At 69.3% G+C, this 16,408-nt stretch carries 17 protein-coding genes; 7 read left to right on the forward strand and 10 right to left on the reverse strand.

Annotation, left to right across the window (positions count from 1 at the left end):
- Positions 1–5 precede the first annotated feature (5 nt).
- A complete protein-coding gene (locus AB7I40_RS00815; protein ID WP_428346485.1) occupies positions 6–143 on the reverse strand; it encodes a hypothetical protein in 138 nt (45 codons plus the stop codon).
- Positions 144–508: 365 nt separating this feature from the next.
- Between AB7I40_RS00815 and AB7I40_RS00820 the strand changes: the two genes are divergently transcribed.
- On the forward strand, positions 509–1,072 hold the full coding sequence (locus AB7I40_RS00820; RefSeq protein WP_428346486.1) for an O-methyltransferase: 564 nt from the start codon (positions 509–511) through the stop codon (positions 1,070–1,072).
- On the opposite strand, the gene AB7I40_RS00825 is transcribed toward AB7I40_RS00820, so the two are convergent.
- The gene (locus tag AB7I40_RS00825) at positions 1,046–1,732 is read right to left on the reverse strand and encodes a YczE/YyaS/YitT family protein (RefSeq protein WP_428346487.1); all 687 of its coding nucleotides are present in this window, start codon (positions 1,730–1,732) and stop codon (positions 1,046–1,048) included. The genes AB7I40_RS00820 and AB7I40_RS00825 overlap by 27 nt on opposite strands.
- A 61-nt stretch (positions 1,733–1,793) precedes the next feature.
- Here AB7I40_RS00825 and AB7I40_RS00830 point away from each other — a divergent pair, with 61 nt between their 5' ends.
- Entirely contained in the window at positions 1,794–3,218 is a 1,425-nt protein-coding gene (locus tag AB7I40_RS00830; RefSeq protein ID WP_428346488.1) for a PLP-dependent aminotransferase family protein, read from the forward strand.
- A gap of 2 nt (positions 3,219–3,220) precedes the next feature.
- Here AB7I40_RS00830 and serA read toward each other — a convergent pair whose 3' ends face one another.
- Positions 3,221–4,807 carry a phosphoglycerate dehydrogenase gene (serA, locus tag AB7I40_RS00835; protein ID WP_428346489.1) on the reverse strand — a complete coding sequence of 529 codons (1,587 nt, stop codon included), beginning with the start codon at positions 4,805–4,807 and terminating at the stop codon, positions 3,221–3,223.
- A 180-nt stretch (positions 4,808–4,987) separates the two neighbouring features.
- Between serA and AB7I40_RS00840 the strand changes: the two genes are divergently transcribed.
- Entirely contained in the window at positions 4,988–6,619 is a 1,632-nt protein-coding gene (locus AB7I40_RS00840) for an ABC-F family ATP-binding cassette domain-containing protein (protein ID WP_428346490.1), read from the forward strand.
- Here the strand turns inward: AB7I40_RS00840 and AB7I40_RS00845 are convergent.
- Positions 6,616–7,311 carry a DsbA family oxidoreductase gene (locus tag AB7I40_RS00845; RefSeq protein ID WP_428346491.1) on the reverse strand — a complete coding sequence of 232 codons (696 nt, stop codon included), beginning with the start codon at positions 7,309–7,311 and terminating at the stop codon, positions 6,616–6,618. The two genes, AB7I40_RS00840 and AB7I40_RS00845, sit on opposite strands and share 4 nt — an antisense overlap.
- Before the next feature lie 36 nt (positions 7,312–7,347).
- On the opposite strand from AB7I40_RS00845, the gene AB7I40_RS00850 reads away from it, so the two are divergent.
- The 3 genes from AB7I40_RS00850 to AB7I40_RS00860 all read left to right on the forward strand — a co-directional run bounded on the left by AB7I40_RS00850 (position 7,348) and on the right by AB7I40_RS00860 (position 9,708).
- Positions 7,348–7,875: a GNAT family N-acetyltransferase gene (locus AB7I40_RS00850; protein WP_428346492.1), complete on the forward strand. Its 528-nt coding sequence runs from the start codon at positions 7,348–7,350 to the stop codon at positions 7,873–7,875.
- Positions 7,876–8,011: 136 nt separating this feature from the next.
- Positions 8,012–8,911 carry an ABC transporter ATP-binding protein gene (locus tag AB7I40_RS00855; RefSeq protein ID WP_428346493.1) on the forward strand — a complete coding sequence of 300 codons (900 nt, stop codon included), beginning with the start codon at positions 8,012–8,014 and terminating at the stop codon, positions 8,909–8,911.
- Positions 8,908–9,708, forward strand: coding sequence for an ABC transporter permease (locus tag AB7I40_RS00860; RefSeq protein ID WP_428346494.1), 801 nt, complete (start codon positions 8,908–8,910; stop codon positions 9,706–9,708). Before AB7I40_RS00855 ends, AB7I40_RS00860 begins: the two co-directional genes overlap by 4 nt.
- A gap of 102 nt (positions 9,709–9,810) precedes the next feature.
- Here the strand turns inward: AB7I40_RS00860 and ilvC are convergent, their stop codons facing one another.
- The 5 genes from ilvC to AB7I40_RS00885 form a co-directional block, all read right to left on the reverse strand.
- Entirely contained in the window at positions 9,811–10,839 is a 1,029-nt protein-coding gene (ilvC, locus tag AB7I40_RS00865) for a ketol-acid reductoisomerase (RefSeq protein WP_428346495.1), read from the reverse strand.
- Between the two features lie 31 nt (positions 10,840–10,870).
- Positions 10,871–11,407, reverse strand: coding sequence for an acetolactate synthase small subunit (ilvN, locus tag AB7I40_RS00870; RefSeq protein WP_428346496.1), 537 nt, complete (start codon positions 11,405–11,407; stop codon positions 10,871–10,873).
- Positions 11,407–13,158 carry an acetolactate synthase large subunit gene (locus AB7I40_RS00875; RefSeq protein WP_428346497.1) on the reverse strand — a complete coding sequence of 584 codons (1,752 nt, stop codon included), beginning with the start codon at positions 13,156–13,158 and terminating at the stop codon, positions 11,407–11,409. The genes ilvN and AB7I40_RS00875 overlap by 1 nt, the downstream gene beginning before the upstream one ends.
- A 278-nt stretch (positions 13,159–13,436) precedes the next feature.
- Positions 13,437–14,096, reverse strand: coding sequence for a 4a-hydroxytetrahydrobiopterin dehydratase (locus tag AB7I40_RS00880; protein ID WP_428346498.1), 660 nt, complete (start codon positions 14,094–14,096; stop codon positions 13,437–13,439).
- Positions 14,093–14,509: a VOC family protein gene (locus tag AB7I40_RS00885; protein WP_428346499.1), complete on the reverse strand. Its 417-nt coding sequence runs from the start codon at positions 14,507–14,509 to the stop codon at positions 14,093–14,095. The genes AB7I40_RS00880 and AB7I40_RS00885 overlap by 4 nt, the downstream gene beginning before the upstream one ends.
- 56 nt (positions 14,510–14,565) lie before the next feature.
- Here AB7I40_RS00885 and AB7I40_RS00890 point away from each other — a divergent pair, with 56 nt between their 5' ends.
- A complete protein-coding gene (locus AB7I40_RS00890; RefSeq protein WP_428346500.1) occupies positions 14,566–15,204 on the forward strand; it encodes a Pr6Pr family membrane protein in 639 nt (212 codons plus the stop codon).
- Here AB7I40_RS00890 and AB7I40_RS00895 read toward each other — a convergent pair.
- Positions 15,192–16,394, reverse strand: coding sequence for a kynureninase (locus AB7I40_RS00895; protein ID WP_428346501.1), 1,203 nt, complete (start codon positions 16,392–16,394; stop codon positions 15,192–15,194). The genes AB7I40_RS00890 and AB7I40_RS00895 overlap by 13 nt on opposite strands.
- Positions 16,395–16,408: the final 14 nt, after the last annotated feature.

Below are 16,408 nucleotides of genomic sequence, written 5' to 3' on the forward strand. Positions count from 1 at the left end.
CGAGGCTAGTTGTCGTCCGGGCGTTCGCCGCCGTTGTCTCGCAGGTCAAGCGCGGTCTGCAGCGCTGTCTGCGTCGAGCCGGTGTGCAGTGGGTGCTCCGGGTCGTGAGCGGCCGGTCCCCACTCGGGGTACATGTCGTACATGGTGATTCTCCTGGAAATGGCGAAAGTGAGCGTTCAAGGGGCCTGCCTCCGCGGCAGGAGTCCGGAAAACGACTCACGGATCGCATGAGTGCGGAGGTTCCAGGAGGTGCGGATCGCGCACGGTGACTGGCGGGAAACCCGCCGCGGAGGCATCTTCAGCTGTGCTGTGAGACCGTCAACGCCGAACACCGCGACGAGGTGGCCTCACAAGCAGTGTTAGTGCTGGGCCCCGCCGCGGCGCACGATAAGTACGTTGAACTTCCGCATGATGGGATCACGGTACGCCGAGCCGGATCGGCACGCACCGGATTTGGTTGAACAGTTCACATGGCGAGACCGCCATTTCAGGATGAAAGACTCCAGCCATGAGCGCCCCTCCCGACCTGCCCGAGATCGTGACGCGTGCCTTCGACGTGTGCCGGCGCGCTGGCTACGTCTCGTTCTGCCGCAACGAGACCGGTCGTCTGCTGGCGACCCTGGCCGCCACCCGCTCCGGGACCCTGGCAGAGTTCGGCACGGGCTGTGGCGTCGGCACCGCCTGGCTGCGCTCGGGGATCCGCGAAGGGCGGATCCTGACCGCGGAGCTCGACCCGCGACTGGCCAAGGCGGCCCAGCAGATCTTCGTGGAGGACCCTGACGTCGAGGTGCTGGCAGCGGACTGGTCGACCCTGCACGATCGCGGGCCCTTCTCCCTGCTTTTCCTGGACTCGGGCTCACCGAGTGAGGTGGGGGTGGACTCGATCGCCGATCTCGTCGAACCCGGCGGCATCGTCGTGCTCGACGACTTCGTCCCGTGCGCCCAGTGGCCGCCGATCACAAGCGGACGCGTGGACACCTTGCGGGAGTCGTGGCTGACCGATGAGCGCTTCACCACCGTCGAGGTGATGGTGGCGCCCGATGCCTCAGCCCTGATCGCCACCCGCCGCTAGCGCTGGCCGCGGGTCCAGCGCCACCGTGAACCACGGCAGCATCAACTGGGCCAGCGGGCCGATCGCCAGCGCGAAGAACACCGTCCCGATGCCGAGTCCGCCCCCCAGAGCCAGGCCGAGCACCACGACGGTGACCTCGAGACCCGTGCGCACCAGACGCAGGGACCAACCGGTGCGTCGCACCAGTCCGGTCATGAGCCCGTCACGCGGCCCCCGACCGAACTGGGAGCCGATGTAGAGGGCCGTGGCCAGCCCGCAGAGCACCACCCCGGCGATCGTCAGGAGGGCCCGCTCCCAGAGCGCGTCGGGCCGGGCCAGCACCGCCAGCGTGGCGTCGGCCGAGAAGCCCACCACGAAGGCGTTGGCCACGGTGCCGATGCCCGGCTTCTCGCGTAGCGGGATCCACAGCACGAGCACCACGAAGCTGACGACCACGACCATCTCGCCCAGGGTGAGGGGGATGAAGCGGATCAGCCCGGAGTGCATGACGTCCCACGGCGCCAGGCCGAGGGCGCCGCGCACCATCAACGCCAGCGAGGCGCCGTACAGGAACAGCCCGACGAACAGCTGCACCAGACGACGCGTGAGCCTGCCGGCGCGCAGCTGGGCGATCGGCCCCAGGTCGGTGAGCGCGGGCCGGGGAACGGCAGTCGTGGTCATGGATCCATCGTGGGGCCAATTGGCCTGTCCTGAAATAGCCAATCATGAGATAGTGGCCTGCATGAGCCGTTCCATCAGTGCCTCCCGGGTGGCCACTCTCGTCACCGGTTTCGACCGGTCTCCGGCGTACGCCGGCCTGGCCGCGGCCCTGCGTCTACTCATCGGCGACGGTCGGATCCTGCTGGACACCCGACTGCCCAGTGAGCGGGAGCTCACCGAGGCGCTGGCCGTCTCGCGCACCACAGTCACCCGGGCCTATGCCGAGCTGCGCGACTGCGGCTACGCCGAGGCCAGACAGGGAGCCGGCACCTTCACCCGCGTTCCCGGCGGGCGGCGTCGCGCGCTGGACAACGCCCTGCTCCCCTACTCCGGGGACGAGGACGCCATCGACCTCAACTGTGCGGCCGCCTCCGCACCGCCCGGGGTCGCGAAGGCCTATGCGGCCGCCGTGGAGGAGCTGCCCGCCCACCTCGGCGGGCACGGCTACTTCCCGGCCGGCATCCCGATGCTGCAGGCAGCCATCGCCGCGATGTACGCCGCCCGCGGGCTGCCGACCAGGCCGGAGCAGATCATGGTCACGCCCGGCGCGCTGACCGCGGCCGCCATCGTCGCCCAGGCACTCACCGGTCCCGGAGACCGGCTCATGGTCGAGTCCCCCGTCTACCCCAACGCCACCCAGGCCCTGCGCCAGAACGGCGCCCGACTGGTGCCCTCCCCTGTGGACCCCGACGGCTGGGACCTCGACGCCGTGGCCGCCACCCTCCAGCAGACCCGCCCCACGCTGGCCTACCTGATCCCGGACTTCCAGAACCCCACCGGCAACCTGATGAGCGACGAGCAACGGGCCGCCTACGCCGAGCACCTGCGAGTGACCCGCACCGTCGCGGTGGTGGACGAGGCCCATCAGTCACTGCCCCTGGAGGGTCAGGCGATGCCACGACCGTTCGCGTCGTACGCGGCCTCGACCATCTCGATCGGCAGCGCCAGCAAGTCCTTCTGGGGCGGCCTGCGGCTGGGGTGGATCCGCGCCTCCGACGAGCAGATGGTCCAGCTGACCCGCGCCCGCGTCGGCTTCGACCTCGGCGCCCCGGTGTTCGAGCAACTCGTGCTGGCCCGGCTCCTGGCCGACCCGGAGCCGGTGCTCGCCGAGCAGCGTTCCCGGCTGCGCAGTCAGCGTGATCGACTGGCCGCCGCCGTGGCCAGCCACCTGCCCGACTGGCGCTTCCGGCTGCCGGCCGGCGGACTGGCGCTGTGGTGCGAGCTCCCCCACGCAGCAGCGACGGCCGTGGTCGCGGAGGCCGAGCGCCGCGGGGTGATCCTGGCTCCCGGGCCGGTCTTCGCCGCCGAAGGTGGTCTCGACCGGTTCGTCCGGATCCCGTGGACGCTGCCCGGCGACCAGCTGGAGGAGGCCGTGGTGCGGTTGGCTGCCGCGTGGGCCACGCTCGGGCACGGGGACCATCCCCGGCCCCGCATCATGGTGGCCTGAGGTCAGGTCAGGTTGACCGTGCGGACCGAGTCGGCAGCGATCGCGGACTCGATCTCCTCCAGGCAGCCGCTCGGGATCACCGAGTCCACCGACAGCGCCACCAGCGCCTTGCCACCCTTGGCGTCGCGCGAGACCTGCATGCCCGCGATGTTGACCCCAGCGTCCCCGAGGATCACGCCGACAGTGCCCACCATCCCGGGGCGGTCGTCATAGGTGAAGAACGCCAGGTGGTCGGTGGGCTCCAGGTCGACGTCGAACCCGTTGACCTCGACGAGCCGCTCGCGCTGGCTGATGCCGATCAGGGTGCCGCTGACCGAGATCTGTGACCCGTCGGCCAGGGTGCCGCGCAGCGTGATCAGGTTGCGGTGGTCGGGGCTCTCCGCCTCACAGACCAGACGTACGGCGGTGCCGCGCTCGGCCGCCAGGAGCGGAGCATTCACGTAGGAGACCTGGTCCTCCACGATGTCGCTGAACACACCCTTGAGCGCCGCGAGCTCCAGCACCTTCACGTCGTACTCGGTGATCTCGCCCCGCACCTCGACGTCGACCGACTGCGCCACCTCACCGGCGATGCCGGTGAAGATCCGACCCAGCCGCTCGGTCAGGGGGATGCCAGGACGGATCTCCTCGGCGATCACGCCGCCCTGGACGTTGACCGCGTCGGGGACCAGCTCACCGCTGAGCGCCAGGCGGACAGACCTGGCGACCGCGATGCCGGCCTTCTCCTGGGCCTCCTGGGTGGAGGCCCCCAGGTGTGGCGTCGCGACGACATTCTCCAGCTCGAAGAGCGGGCTGTCGACGCACGGCTCCTTGGTGAAGACGTCGAGGCCCGCCGCGGCCACCCGGCCCTCCTTGAGGGCCGCGTAGAGCGCGGCCTCGTCGACGATGCCGCCGCGGGCCGCGTTGACCAGGACCAGGGACGGCTTGACCCTCATCAGCTGCTCGTCGCCGATCAGTCCGGCCGTCTCGGAGGTCTTGGGCAGGTGCACGCTCATGAAGTCGGATTCGGCGAGCAGGGTGTCCAGGTCGACCAGCCGCACCCCCATCTGTGCCGCTCGACCGGCCTGCACGTAGGGGTCGTAGGCGATGACCTTCATGCCGAAGGCGCTCAGCCGCTGGGCGACCAGGACACCGATCCGGCCGAGCCCGACGATGCCGACGGTCTTCTCGTAGAGCTCGATCCCGGAGTACTTCGAGCGCTTCCACTCACCGTTGCGCAGCGCCGCATGGGCAGGACTGACGTGGCGGGCGGCGGCCAGCATCAGCGCGACGGCGAGCTCAGCGGCACTGACGATGTTGGAGGTCGGCGCGTTGACCACCATCACACCGTTCATGGTCGCGGTGCGGACGTCCACGTTGTCGAGGCCGACACCGGCGCGCGCCACCACCTTGAGGTTGCGCGCGACCCCCAGCGCCTCGGCGTCGACTTTCGTGGCCGAGCGCACCAGCAGGGCGTGGGCCTCCACGATCGCGGCGAGGAGCTCGGTGCGATCGGCGCCGTTGCAGGTCCTGATCTCGAAGTCCGGGCCGAGTGCCTGGAGGGTCGCGGGGCTCAGTTCTTCGGCGATGAGTACGACCGGCTTGGTCACAGCGAGTTCCTCAATGCAGAACGATGGTGAGTGCACGACGCTGTGCGACAAACCACACTACCCGCTGGCCGGCAAATCGGTTGCGGGCATCCGTTAGCGTTGAGCCGTGGACCATTCCTGACTAACGCGCGCTCCCTCGGCCCCCCTCGGAGCACCCTTCTGTCGTGTCAGGACCTTCACGTGCCCACCACCCTCACCCTCACCCGGGTCGGCGTCGCCTACGGCGCGCGCCCGCTCGTCCACGGCCTCGATCTCGCGATCGGTGACGGCTCGGTCACGGCCGTCGTCGGCGCCAACGGATCGGGCAAGTCGACGCTGATGCGTGCGATCGTCGGCGACCTGCCCCTCGAGGCCGGCTCGGTACGCCTCGCCCCGGCCGATGCCACGATCGGCTGGCTGCCCCAGGAGCTGCCCGAACCGACAGAGACCTTGCTCGAGCACGCCCGGCGCCGTACCGGCGTGGCGGCCGCCGACCTGGCTCTTCAGGCCGCCGCCGAGGCTCTGGCGGCCGGCTCCCCGGGAGCTGCGGAGCACTACTCGGCCAAGCTCGAGGCCTGGCTCTCCTGTGGTGCCGCGGACCTCGAGGAGCGGATCCCGTTCGCCGCCGCCCAGGTCGGGCTCGACGTCGACACCGATCGCCGGCTCGGCACGCTGTCCGGCGGGCAGGTGGCCCGCGTCGGCCTGGTGGTCATCCTGCTCAGCAGGTACGACGTACTGCTGCTCGACGAGCCGACCAACAACCTCGATGCGCGCGGTCTGGCCCTGATGACCGACTTCGTGCGCGGGCACGACGGGCCCGTCCTGATCGCGAGCCACGACCGAGGCTTCCTGGACGCGGTGGCGACCGATGTCGTCGAGCTCGACCTGGCCCAGCAGCGGGTCGGGCACCACCACGGGACGTATGCGGACTACGTCGCTGCGCGTGCGCTCGCCCGGCGCCAGGCGCACCGGGCCTTCGAGGAGTACGCCGGGCATCGAGACGCCCTGATCGCCCAGGCCCGTCAACGCGACGGGTGGGCAGCCAAGGGGCAGCGGACGGTCGCGCGCGGCGAGGAGCCGGACAAGCACCTGCGCGAGCGCGACAAGGCGCGGGCCGACCGGCAGGCCGGGAAGGCTGCACGGCTCAAGCGGGCGGCGGTCCGGTTGCCCGAGGTGGAGCAACCGCGCAAGGAGTGGCAGCTGCGCTATGCCATCGACGCGGGTCCAGCCTCGACCGAGCTCGTGGCGACCCTGTCCGGGGCCCTGGTGCAGCGCCCTGCCTTCCGCCTCGGTCCACTCGACCTGTCGCTGGAGCGCGGCGACCGCGTCGCGGTCAGCGGTGACAACGGCAGCGGCAAGTCCACGCTCCTGGCGGCGCTGTTGGGAGACCTCCCGTTGACCGAGGGCCGTCAGTCACTCGGCGCACGCGTGCGGGTCGGCGTCCTGGACCAGCAGCGCGGCCTGCTCGAGTCCGATGCCACGGTGGTGGACATCCTTCGCCACCTGCTCGGTGACCCCCATCCGGCCGAGGTGCGGACCCTGCTCGCCAAGTTCGGGCTGGGCGCCGAGCACGTGGACCGGCCGGCCCGCAGTCTCTCCCTGGGAGAGCGCACCCGAGCCCTGATGGCGCTGTTCCAGGCCCGGGCGGTCAACCTCCTGGTCCTCGACGAACCCACGAACCATCTCGACGTGGCCGCCATCGAGCAGCTGGAGTCAGCCCTGGCCGACTACACCGGGACACTGGTGGTCGTCAGCCACGACGTCGCATTCCTCGAGGCGGTCGGGGTCGACCGTCGCTGGCACGTCGATGACGGCCAGGTCAGTGAGACCTAGACCGCACACCCATCGGGCCCGCAGGCCCCCTCACCGCTCGAGGGTGTCATCTGCAGCGTGGGGTGGGAGTCGGCCCAGGCCTGCTCGAGGACCTGGGTGAACACGTCGGCTGGCTGGGCGCCGGAGATCCCGTACTTCGCGTCGATCACGAAGAACGGCACGCCCGTGGCCCCGTAAGCCTGCGCCTGCTCGATGTCGGCGTACACCGCGTCGCGGAACTCGTCGCTGTCCAGCGTCGCGTCGACCCGGTCCGGCTCGAGTCCGACCTCGACCCCGAGCCTGCGTAGGACCTCGTGGTCACCCACGTCGGCCGCCTGGGTGAAGTACGCCGAGAAGAGGGCCTCCTCCAGCTCGGCCTGCACGCCCTGGCTCTGCGCCAGGTGCAGCAACCGGTGGGCGTCCACGGTGTTGACCCGCTTGGCCTCACCGAGGCGGTAGACCAGCCCTTCCTCGGCTGCCACGGCCTCGACGTTGTCGATCATCCGCTGCCCCGCCTCCCGGCCACCGCCGTACTTGCGGCCCAGGTGCTCCGCTACCGTCTCGGTCGCCTGCACCGGGGAGCCCGGGTCGAGCTGGAAGGAGCGCCACACCACCTCGACCTCGTGCGGGAAGCCGGCCAGTGCCGTCTCCAGTCGGCGCTTGCCGATGTAGCACCACGGGCACACGATGTCGGACCAGATCTCGATTCTCACGTTCCCCCCAACCATGCCCGGTGCGAGTCTGTTCCCATGGACCTCACGACGCGGCGGCTCACGCTCCGAGCGTGGCGCGATGACGATGCCCCTCGGTTGCTCGACATCATGAGCCGCGAGGAGGTGATGCGCTGGCTGGGCGATGGCCCGACGGTCCTCCTCACCGAGGTCGACCAGGCCCGCCAGCGGATCGCCCGCTGGAACGGGCTCTCGCTCACGCCTCCGCTGGGCTACTGGGCCGTGGAGACGAAGGCGGATGCTGAGCTTGTGGGCGCCGTACTCCTGCTCACGCTGCCCAACGCGACGGCGGGCGAGGTCGAGATCGGCTGGTGGCTGCATCCCGACGCGTGGGGTCAGGGCTACGCCACCGAAGCGGCGCAGGCCGTGATGGCACACGGGTTCGCCGCCGGGCTGCCCGAGATCCTGGCCGTCACCCATCTCGGCAACGAGCCCTCCATGAACGTCTGCCGCAAGCTCGGCATGAGCGACGAAGGGGTGGTGCACCGGTGGTATGACGCCGACATGCGCCTCTTTCGCCGACCTGTCGCAGCTGTACACGAATAAGTCATCGACCTGTCGCAGATGTACACGTTGCAGGGTCTCGGGGTAGACCCTGAGGTGATCTCCGGGTCAGAGCCGGGGGCTGGTTCAGCGGCTTCCCTGATGTGCGCAGACCCCTGGGACAGCCAGTCTTCTCGTCATGATCACAGTCGAAGCACTCACCAAGAAGTACGCCGGGTTCACCGCCGTCGACGACGTCACGTTCAGCGCCCGGGAGGGCCGCGTGACCGGCTTCCTCGGACCGAACGGCGCCGGCAAGTCCACCACCATGCGGATCATGGTCGGCCTGACCCCGCCCACCTCGGGTCACGCGAGCATCTCCGGTCGCTCGTTCGCCGATCTGCCCAACCCGGGGATGGAGGTCGGAGTTCTGCTCGATGCGTCGGCGCAGCACGCCGGTCGCACCGGCCGGGAGATCCTCACCATCGCACAGCGCACCATGGGGCTGCCGCGTACCAGGGTCGAGGAGATGCTCGACCTGGTCAGCCTGACCGAAAGCGAGGCGGGCCGTCGGGTGCGCAACTACTCCCTCGGCATGCGGCAGCGTCTCGGCATCGCGAACGCGCTCATCGGTGACCCCGAGGTCCTGATCCTCGACGAGCCGGCCAACGGCCTCGACCCGGCCGGTATCCGCTGGATGCGCGACCTGCTGCGCGGTTACGCCGACCGGGGCGGGACGGTGTTGCTCTCCAGCCACCTGCTCCACGAGATCGAGGTCATCGCCGACGACCTGGTGGTGATCGGCAACGGCCGCATCGTCGCCCAGGGCACGAAACTCGACCTGCTGGCCGCCGCCGGAACCCTCGTGCGGGCAGCCGGCCTGGTGGAGCTCGAACGGGCCCTGTTCGCCGCCGGCATCGCCTACACCCCCTCCGGAGACGGAGCCCTGCGCACCGACGCCGACCCATCCCTGGTCGGCAAGGTCGCCCTGGAGGCCGGCGTGCCCCTCACCGAACTGCGTTCAGCCGATGGCGCGGGGCTTGAGGAGATGTTCCTCGAGCTGACCGCCGACACCCAACGAGAAGGAGCAGCGGCATGAGCGCCGTCGCAGTAGCACCCGAGACCCGCACCACCCGCGCCGTACCGCGGCCCATCCCGATGACCCGACTCGTCGGCGTCGAGCTTCGCAAGATGTTCGACACCCGATCCGGGTTCTGGCTGATGGCGAGCATCGCCATCACCTCGCTCCTGGCTACCGGGGCGGTGATCCTGTGGGCCCCGGACAGCGAGTTGACCTACGACACCTTCGCGGCCGCGATCGGGTTCCCGATGGCTGTCATCCTGCCGATCGTCGCGATCTTGTCGGTGACCAGCGAGTGGAGTCAGCGCAACGGACTGACCACCTTCACCATGGTCCCGCACCGGGGTCGGGTGATCGCGTCCAAGGCCTTCGCCTCACTCGTCGTGGGGGTCGTCTCCATGGCCATGGCCGCAGCGATCGGAGCACTGGGCAACGTGGTCGGCACGGCCATCACGGGCACCGACACGGTCTGGGACGTCAGCCTGCTGCACTTCGGGCTGATCGTGCTCGGCAACGTGCTCGGGATGGTGATCGGCTTCATGCTCGGCGTGCTCGTGCGCAACTCCTCGGCCGCGATCGTCACCTACCTGGTCTACTCGTTCGTGCTGCCGGCCGCCTTCATGATCCTGGCCAGCCTGCAGGACTGGTTCCGCGATCTGCAGCCGTGGGTGGACATCAACTTCGCCTCCGCCCCGCTGTTCAACGGGTCGTTGAGCGCGGAGGAGTGGGCCAACCTCGGGGTGGCGAGCCTGATCTGGCTGGTCGCACCGCTGGCCGTCGGTCTCACGATGGTGATGCGCTCAGAGGTCAAGTAGCACCGACCTGTCGCAGATGTGCATCAGAAAACCGCTGACCCGTCGCAGATGTGCGTACATCTGCGACGGGTCAGCGGTTTGGGCGTGTACAGCTGCGACAGGTCAGCGGGTGGCGGTGCCCTCGACGTAGTCGGAGTCGTGGCTCTTGACCCAGGCCATGAGCTTGCGCAGCTCGCGACCCGTGCCCTCGATCGGGTGGGCCTCGCCCTTGGCCCGCAGCGCCTTGAACTCCGGGCCGCCGGCATCCTGGTCATCGATGAACCGCTGCGCGAAGCTGCCGTTGGTGATGTCGGCCAGGACAGCCTTCATGTTCTCCTTGACCCGCTCGTCGATGACCCGGGGGCCGGAGACGTAGTCGCCGTACTCAGCCGTGTCCGAGACCGACCAGCGCTGCTTGGCGATGCCGCCCTCGTACATCAGGTCGACGATCAGCTTGAGCTCGTGCAGGCACTCGAAGTAGGCGACCTCGGGCTGGTAGCCGGCCTCGGTGAGCACCTCGAAGCCGTACTGCACCAGCTGGGACGCACCGCCGCACAGGACGGCCTGCTCACCGAACAGGTCGGTCTCGGTCTCCTCGGTGAAGGTCGTCTTGATGCCCCCGGCCCGCAGACCGCCGATCGCCTTGGCGTAGGACAGCGCGAGATCCCAGGTCTTGCCGGACGCGTCCTTCTCGACCGCCACGAGCACAGGTACGCCGCGCCCGTCGACGTACTCGCGGCGCACCAGGTGGCCGGGACCCTTCGGGGCGACCATGAACACGTCCACGCCCTCGGGTGGGGTGATGTAGCCGAAGCGGATGTTGAACCCGTGCCCGAACACGAGGGTGTCGCCGGCGGTGATGTTGGGCTCGACATCTTGCTTGTAGAGCTCGCGCTGCTTGTGGTCGGGGGCGAGGATGACGATGACGTCGGCTTCCTCGACGGCTTCGGCCGGAGTGAGCACGCGCAGGCCCTCGGCCTCTGCCTTGGCCCGGGACTTGGAGCCCTCGGGCAGACCGATGCGCACATCGACGCCGGAGTCACGCAAGGACAGCGAGTGGGCGTGGCCCTGGCTGCCGTAACCGAGGACGGCGACATTCTTGCCCTGGATCAGGGAAAGGTCGGCGTCGTCGTCGTAGAACATCTCAGCCACTGGGGGCTCTCCTTCGGGGTTGGGTGATTCGTCAGACTGCAGTCGGTGCAGGGACAGGAACCGGGCGCAGGTTGCGCTCGGAGATGGAGCGCGAACCGCGACCGATCGCGATCACGCCGGACTGGACGAGCTCGCGGATGCCGAACGGCTCGACGATCCGCAGGAAGTCCGACAGCTTGTCGGGGTTGCCGGTGACCTCCACCGTGATCGCGTCCGGCGCCACGTCGATGACCTTGGCGCGGAACAGCTGGACGGCATCGAGCACCTTGCCCCGGCTGTCGGCGTCAGCGCGGATCTTGGCCATCAGGAGCGCTCGGTCCACCGAGGCGCCACCGTCGAGCTCCACGATCTTGATGACCTCGACCAGCTTGTTGAGCTGTTTGGTGACCTGCTCGAGCGGGCTCTCCTCGACGTTGACGACGATCGTCATGCGGGAGACCTCGGGATGCTCGGTCGGTCCCACCGCGAGGCTGTCGATGTTGAACCCGCGGCGCGAGAAGAGGCCGGCGATGCGGGCCAGGACGCCTGGCTTGTTCTCCACCAGGACCGACAGGGTGTGCTTGCTCATCAGACGGAGTCCTCGTCGAACTGGGGAGCCAGGTCCCGGGCGTACTGGATGGCGTCGTTGCTGGACCCGGCGGCGACCATCGGCCACACCATGGCGTCACGGTGCACCCGGAAGTCCACCACGACCGGCTGGTCGTTGATCGACATCGCCTTCTCGATCGTGGCATCGACGTCGCCAGGAGCATCGCAGGCCAGACCGATGCACCCGTAGGCCTCGGCGAGTTTCACGAAATCGGGGATGCGCTTGGAGTGCAGGTCGGTGTTGGAGTAGCGCTCGTTGTAGAACAGCGTCTGCCACTGACGGACCATCCCCAGCGACTCGTTGTTGATGATCGCCACCTTGATCGGGATGTCGTTGATCGCGCAGGTGGCCAGCTCCTGGTTGGTCATCTGGAAGCACCCGTCACCGTCGATCGACCACACGGTCGCCTCCGGCCGACCCACCTTGGCACCCATCGCCGCCGGCACCGAGAAGCCCATCGTGCCGAGCCCGCCGGAGTTGATCCAGGTGTTGGGGTTCTCGTAGCCGACGTAGTGAGCCGCCCACATCTGGTGCTGGCCCACCCCGGAACAGTAGATGGCCTCGGGACCGGCGATCGCGCCCAACCGCTCGATGACGTACTGGGGCGCCAGCGAGCCGTCGGCGGGTGTGTCGTAGCCGAGCGGGTACGTCGACTTGACGCCGGCCAGGAACTGCACCCACTCCTCGTAGTCTCCGCAGTTGCCGGCGTCGGCCTCGGTGCGCAGCAGAGCCAGGAGCTCGTTGATGACCTCGCGGGCATCACCCACGATCGGGATGTCGGCATGCCTGTTCTTGCCGATCTCGGCCGGGTCGATGTCGGCATGGATCACCTTGGCACCAGGTGCGAACGAGTCCAGGTTGCCGGTCACCCGGTCGTCGAAGCGGGCGCCCAGGCTGATCATCAGGTCGCTGCGCTGCAGTCCGGCGACCGCTGCCACGGTCCCGTGCATCCCGGGCATGCCGAGGTGCTGCGGGTGGCTGTCGGGGAACGCTCCACGGGCCATGAGCGTGGTGACGACCGGCATGCCGGTGAACTCGGCGAGGGCGCGCAACTCGCGAGATGCCCGCGACCGGATCACGCCGCCGCCGACGTAGAGCACCGGTCGGCGGGCGCTCAGGATGAGCTTCACGGCCTCGCGGATCTGCTTGGTGTGGGGGCGCGTCACGGGCCGGTAGCCGGGCAGGTTGAGCTGGGTCGGCCACTTGAACGTCGTCATGGCCTGGAGCGCGGACTTGGCGACGTCGACCAGGACCGGCCCGGGCCGCCCTGTGGAGGCGATGTAGAAGGCCTCGGCGACGGTGCGCGGGATCTCGGCGGGGTCGGTGACCAGGAAGTTGTGCTTGGTGATCGGCATCGTGATGCCGCGGATGTCGGCCTCCTGGAAGGCGTCGGTGCCGATCGCGGCGGCGCCGACCTGGCCGGTGATCGCGACCAGCGGCACGGAGTCCATGTGGGCATCTGCCAACGGGGTCACCAGGTTGGTCGCGCCCGGGCCACTGGTGGCCATGCACACGCCCACCTTGCCCGTGGCTGCCGCGTAACCCTGGGCGGCGTGGCCGGCGCCCTGCTCATGGCGCACCAGGATGTGCCTGATGCTGGAGTCCATCAACGGGTCGTAGGCCGGCAGGATCGCCCCGCCCGGGATGCCGAAGATGTTCTCCGTGCCGGCACACTCCAGTGACCTGATCAGGCTCTGGGCCCCGGTCATCGCCGTACTCTGCTCGCTCATCCTCGCGCTTTCCTTGTTCCGTTTCCCGACGTCTGCTGCGGTGCACTCACCGTTGTCGACACCACCGCTCACAACAAAAAACCCCTCGGGCCGGAAGGCAACGAGGGGTGACGCGTGTGCTGATTTCTGTGATCAGCTCACGCGTCGGGTGCATACAAGAAGATTGTCACGCATGCGCCTACGGTCGCCGCCAGGCACCGTCCTCGTCAAGCCAGTCTGACAGTCATCCCAATATCTGGTACGTCGATCCCACATCCTGACCGTCTGCGGCACCCGGCTCAATCACGATCCTGCCACGTGCACACACACGCCCGGTTGCCGTCCGCGTCGACCAGGACCCAGAAGGACGGAGCCCGGCTGTCGCTCTCGAGCGTGCCACCAGCCGCCACCGCCGCGGCGACGCGCCGCTCGGCGACGTCGTGGGGGACGGTGATGTCGACGTGCAACCGCTGGCGCGGCGTCTCATGGGGCTCGGTGGACTGGAACCAGATCGTGGGCAGCCGACCGGAGCTGTCGATGATCTCGTCGGTGCCGTCGGTGTCGGGCAGGTCGAGCAGGGCGAGCCAGAAGGGCCTGATCGCCGCGGCATCGGCAGTGTCGAGACCGAGCTCGAGGACGGACACGGCCTGTGGTCGGGCAGCCACGCCGTGCTCCGCGGCCAAGGCACTGATGACCCGGGCCAGGTCCAGGTCTCGCTGGGTCACGCCACCGACATCGTGGCTGGTCAGCGCGACATCGAGATGTGGGTAGCGCAGGTCGAGGTCGGGATGGTGGTTGGCCTCCTCGGCCGCCTCGCCGATGGCAGCGGCGAGCGTCAGACCGGTGGCGAAGTCGCCCGTGGCGAACCGGGTGTGCAGCCCGCGAAGGAGCTGACGCCAGTCGGTGAGCTCGGCCGCGTGGATCTGCGGGCCGGTGAGGGTCTGCTGGGGGTCGGTCATGGCAACACGTCCTGTCCGATCGGTCCGGGGTTGTAGGCGATCTCCCAACGGTAGCCATCGGGGTCGGCGAAGTATCCGGTGTAACCGCCCCAGTCGCGCTGGACGGCGCTCTGCACCGGATCGGCCCCCGCGTCCCGAGCGGTCGCGAGGACCTGGTCGACCTCGGCCGGGGTGGCCACGTTGTGGGCCAGGGTCAGCGGCACGACGCCCGGGCCGCGCCGGATCGCACCCACCTCGGCCTCGAAGGCGGCCTCGTCCCACAGGGAGAGCACCAGGCGGTCGCCCACCTTGATCATGAGCACCTCCCCCGGCACGTCGACCTCGGGGCTCCAGCCGAGAGCGCCGACGTAGAAGGCCCGGGTGGCGTCGAGGTCGTGCACCGCCAACGTGATGAAGCTGATGCGCTGATCCATGACGTCCACCCTGCCACGTGCCACCGACAGTCCCCGAGATCCTCTAGCCTCGGGGCATGCACCCGACCGCCAGGCGCTGGCACCTGCTCACCGCCGGCGTGGCCATCGTGGCGCTGCTCCTCCAACTGGTGCTGATCGTCGCCGGCGTCGCGGTGCTCAACGAGGCCGAGGTGCCCGGGCTGGGGATCCGCCTGGGCCGCTTCCTGTCCTACTTCACGATCCAGAGCAATGCCCTGGTCGCTCTGACGGCGGTGCAGCTGGCCCGCAACCCGCAGCAGGACGGCCATGGCTGGCGGGTGGCCCGGCTGTGCGCGATCGCCGGCATCACGGTGACCGGGCTGGTGCACTTCGTCCTGCTGCGCCCCCTGCTGCACCTCGAGGGCTGGAACTGGGCGGCGGACAAGCTGCTGCACATGGTCGTGCCAGTGCTGGCCGTGGCCGGCTGGGGGCTCTTCGGGCCGCGGCCGCGGATCACGGCACGCACGGTCGGCTGGGCCCTGCTCTGGCCGATCGTCTGGCTCGGCTGGACCCTCATGATCGGGGCCACGACCGGCTGGTACCCCTACCCGTTCCTCGACGTCGCGGACAAGGGTGTCGGCAGCGTGGGGGCCGCCTGCCTCGGGGTCACCACACTGTTCCTGGTGGTTTTCGCTGCCCTCGCGACACTGGACCGGAGACTCGATCAGACCAGCTGATCGCGGATGGCCAGCATCCCGCGCCGTACTTCCTCGAACGAGGTCGACAGCGGCGACAGCCCCACGCGCAGGCCGTGCGGATCCCGGTAGTCCGGGATCACGTCGATGGCCCACAGTGCGTCCTTGACCTCCTGCATCCGCGGATGCAGCAGCGTCACGTGCCCACCGCGCGAGGCTGCTTCCCGCGGTGAGGCCACCGTGACCCCGCAGGGTGCGAGCAGGTCGTCGGCGAGCTCGATGGCGTAGGACGTGAGGGCGATCGACTTGGCCCGGACCGCTTCCATGCCGACGGAGTCGATGAGGGCCAGCATGTCCTGCATCGCCAGCATTCCGACGATGGCCGGGGTCCCGCTGACGAAACGGCGCACGCTCGGGGCCGGGGTGTAGCCAGGGCCCATGAGGAACGGGTCCGCATGTCCCATCCAGCCCTGGATGGGCTGGGTCAACCTCGCCAGGTGACGCGTGGCGACGTAGCCGAAGGCGGGTGCCCCCGGTCCGCCGTTGAGATACTTGTAGGTGCAGCCCACCGCCAGGTCCGCGCCCCACTCGTCCAGGGCAAGGGGCACCGATCCCACCGAGTGCGAGAGGTCCCACAGCATCAGGGCACCGGCGTCGTGGACGATCCCGGTGATCTCTGCCCCTTCGGCGACGTACGCCGAGCGGTAGGCGACGTGACTGAGGACCACCAGCGCCGTCAGCTCCCCCACGACCTCCCGGACCTGGTCGGGGGTGACCCCACCGGCCGGGTCGGACTCGATCCAGCGCAGGTCGAGCCCGCGCTCGGCAGCGATGCCCTCGAGGATGTAGCGGTCGGTCGGGAAGTTGTCGGAGTCCAGAACGATCTCGGTGCGCTCGGGTGCCGAGTCGACCGCCGCCCGCGCCAGCTTGTAGAGCATCACCGTGGTGGAGTCGCCCACGAACACCTGGCCGGGTCCGGCCCCCAGCACGATCCGCCCCAGCTCGTCCCCGAGGGTCAGCGGCTGGTCGAACCAGGTCTCGTCCCAGCCGCGGATCAGACGCCCGCCCCAGGCGTCGGTGACGAACGCCGGGAGCCGCTCCACGGTGGCGCGCAACGGCCGGCCCAACGAGTTGCCGTCGAAGTAGACCAGCGGGGTCTGTGCCCCGACGAAGCGGTCGCGCAGGCCCGCGAGCGGGTCACCGGCATCGAGTACGGCGGCGTCCTGGGTCACGAGGTGCTCCTGCT

The sequence above is a fragment of the Nocardioides sp. genome (genome assembly GCF_050246775.1).
Classification (GTDB): domain Bacteria; phylum Actinomycetota; class Actinomycetes; order Propionibacteriales; family Nocardioidaceae; genus Nocardioides.

What these genes read in the sequence shown, in the direction of transcription:
- ilvN (WP_428346496.1), bottom strand. Translation starts at nt 11,407, where the DNA reads ATGAGCAAGCACACCCTGTCGGTCCTGGTGGAGAACAAGCCAGGCGTC.
- AB7I40_RS00825 (WP_428346487.1), bottom strand. Translation starts at nt 1,732, where the DNA reads ATGACCACGACTGCCGTTCCCCGGCCCGCGCTCACCGACCTGGGGCCG.
- AB7I40_RS00855 (WP_428346493.1), top strand. Translation starts at nt 8,012, where the DNA reads ATGATCACAGTCGAAGCACTCACCAAGAAGTACGCCGGGTTCACCGCC.
- AB7I40_RS00830 (WP_428346488.1), top strand. Translation starts at nt 1,794, where the DNA reads ATGAGCCGTTCCATCAGTGCCTCCCGGGTGGCCACTCTCGTCACCGGT.
- AB7I40_RS00880 (WP_428346498.1), bottom strand. Translation starts at nt 14,096, where the DNA reads ATGACCGACCCCCAGCAGACCCTCACCGGCCCGCAGATCCACGCGGCC.
- AB7I40_RS00850 (WP_428346492.1), top strand. Translation starts at nt 7,348, where the DNA reads ATGGACCTCACGACGCGGCGGCTCACGCTCCGAGCGTGGCGCGATGAC.
- AB7I40_RS00890 (WP_428346500.1), top strand. Translation starts at nt 14,566, where the DNA reads ATGCACCCGACCGCCAGGCGCTGGCACCTGCTCACCGCCGGCGTGGCC.
- AB7I40_RS00860 (WP_428346494.1), top strand. Translation starts at nt 8,908, where the DNA reads ATGAGCGCCGTCGCAGTAGCACCCGAGACCCGCACCACCCGCGCCGTA.
- AB7I40_RS00820 (WP_428346486.1), top strand. Translation starts at nt 509, where the DNA reads ATGAGCGCCCCTCCCGACCTGCCCGAGATCGTGACGCGTGCCTTCGAC.
- AB7I40_RS00815 (WP_428346485.1), bottom strand. Translation starts at nt 143, where the DNA reads ATGTACGACATGTACCCCGAGTGGGGACCGGCCGCTCACGACCCGGAG.
- AB7I40_RS00885 (WP_428346499.1), bottom strand. Translation starts at nt 14,509, where the DNA reads ATGGATCAGCGCATCAGCTTCATCACGTTGGCGGTGCACGACCTCGAC.
- AB7I40_RS00875 (WP_428346497.1), bottom strand. Translation starts at nt 13,158, where the DNA reads ATGAGCGAGCAGAGTACGGCGATGACCGGGGCCCAGAGCCTGATCAGG.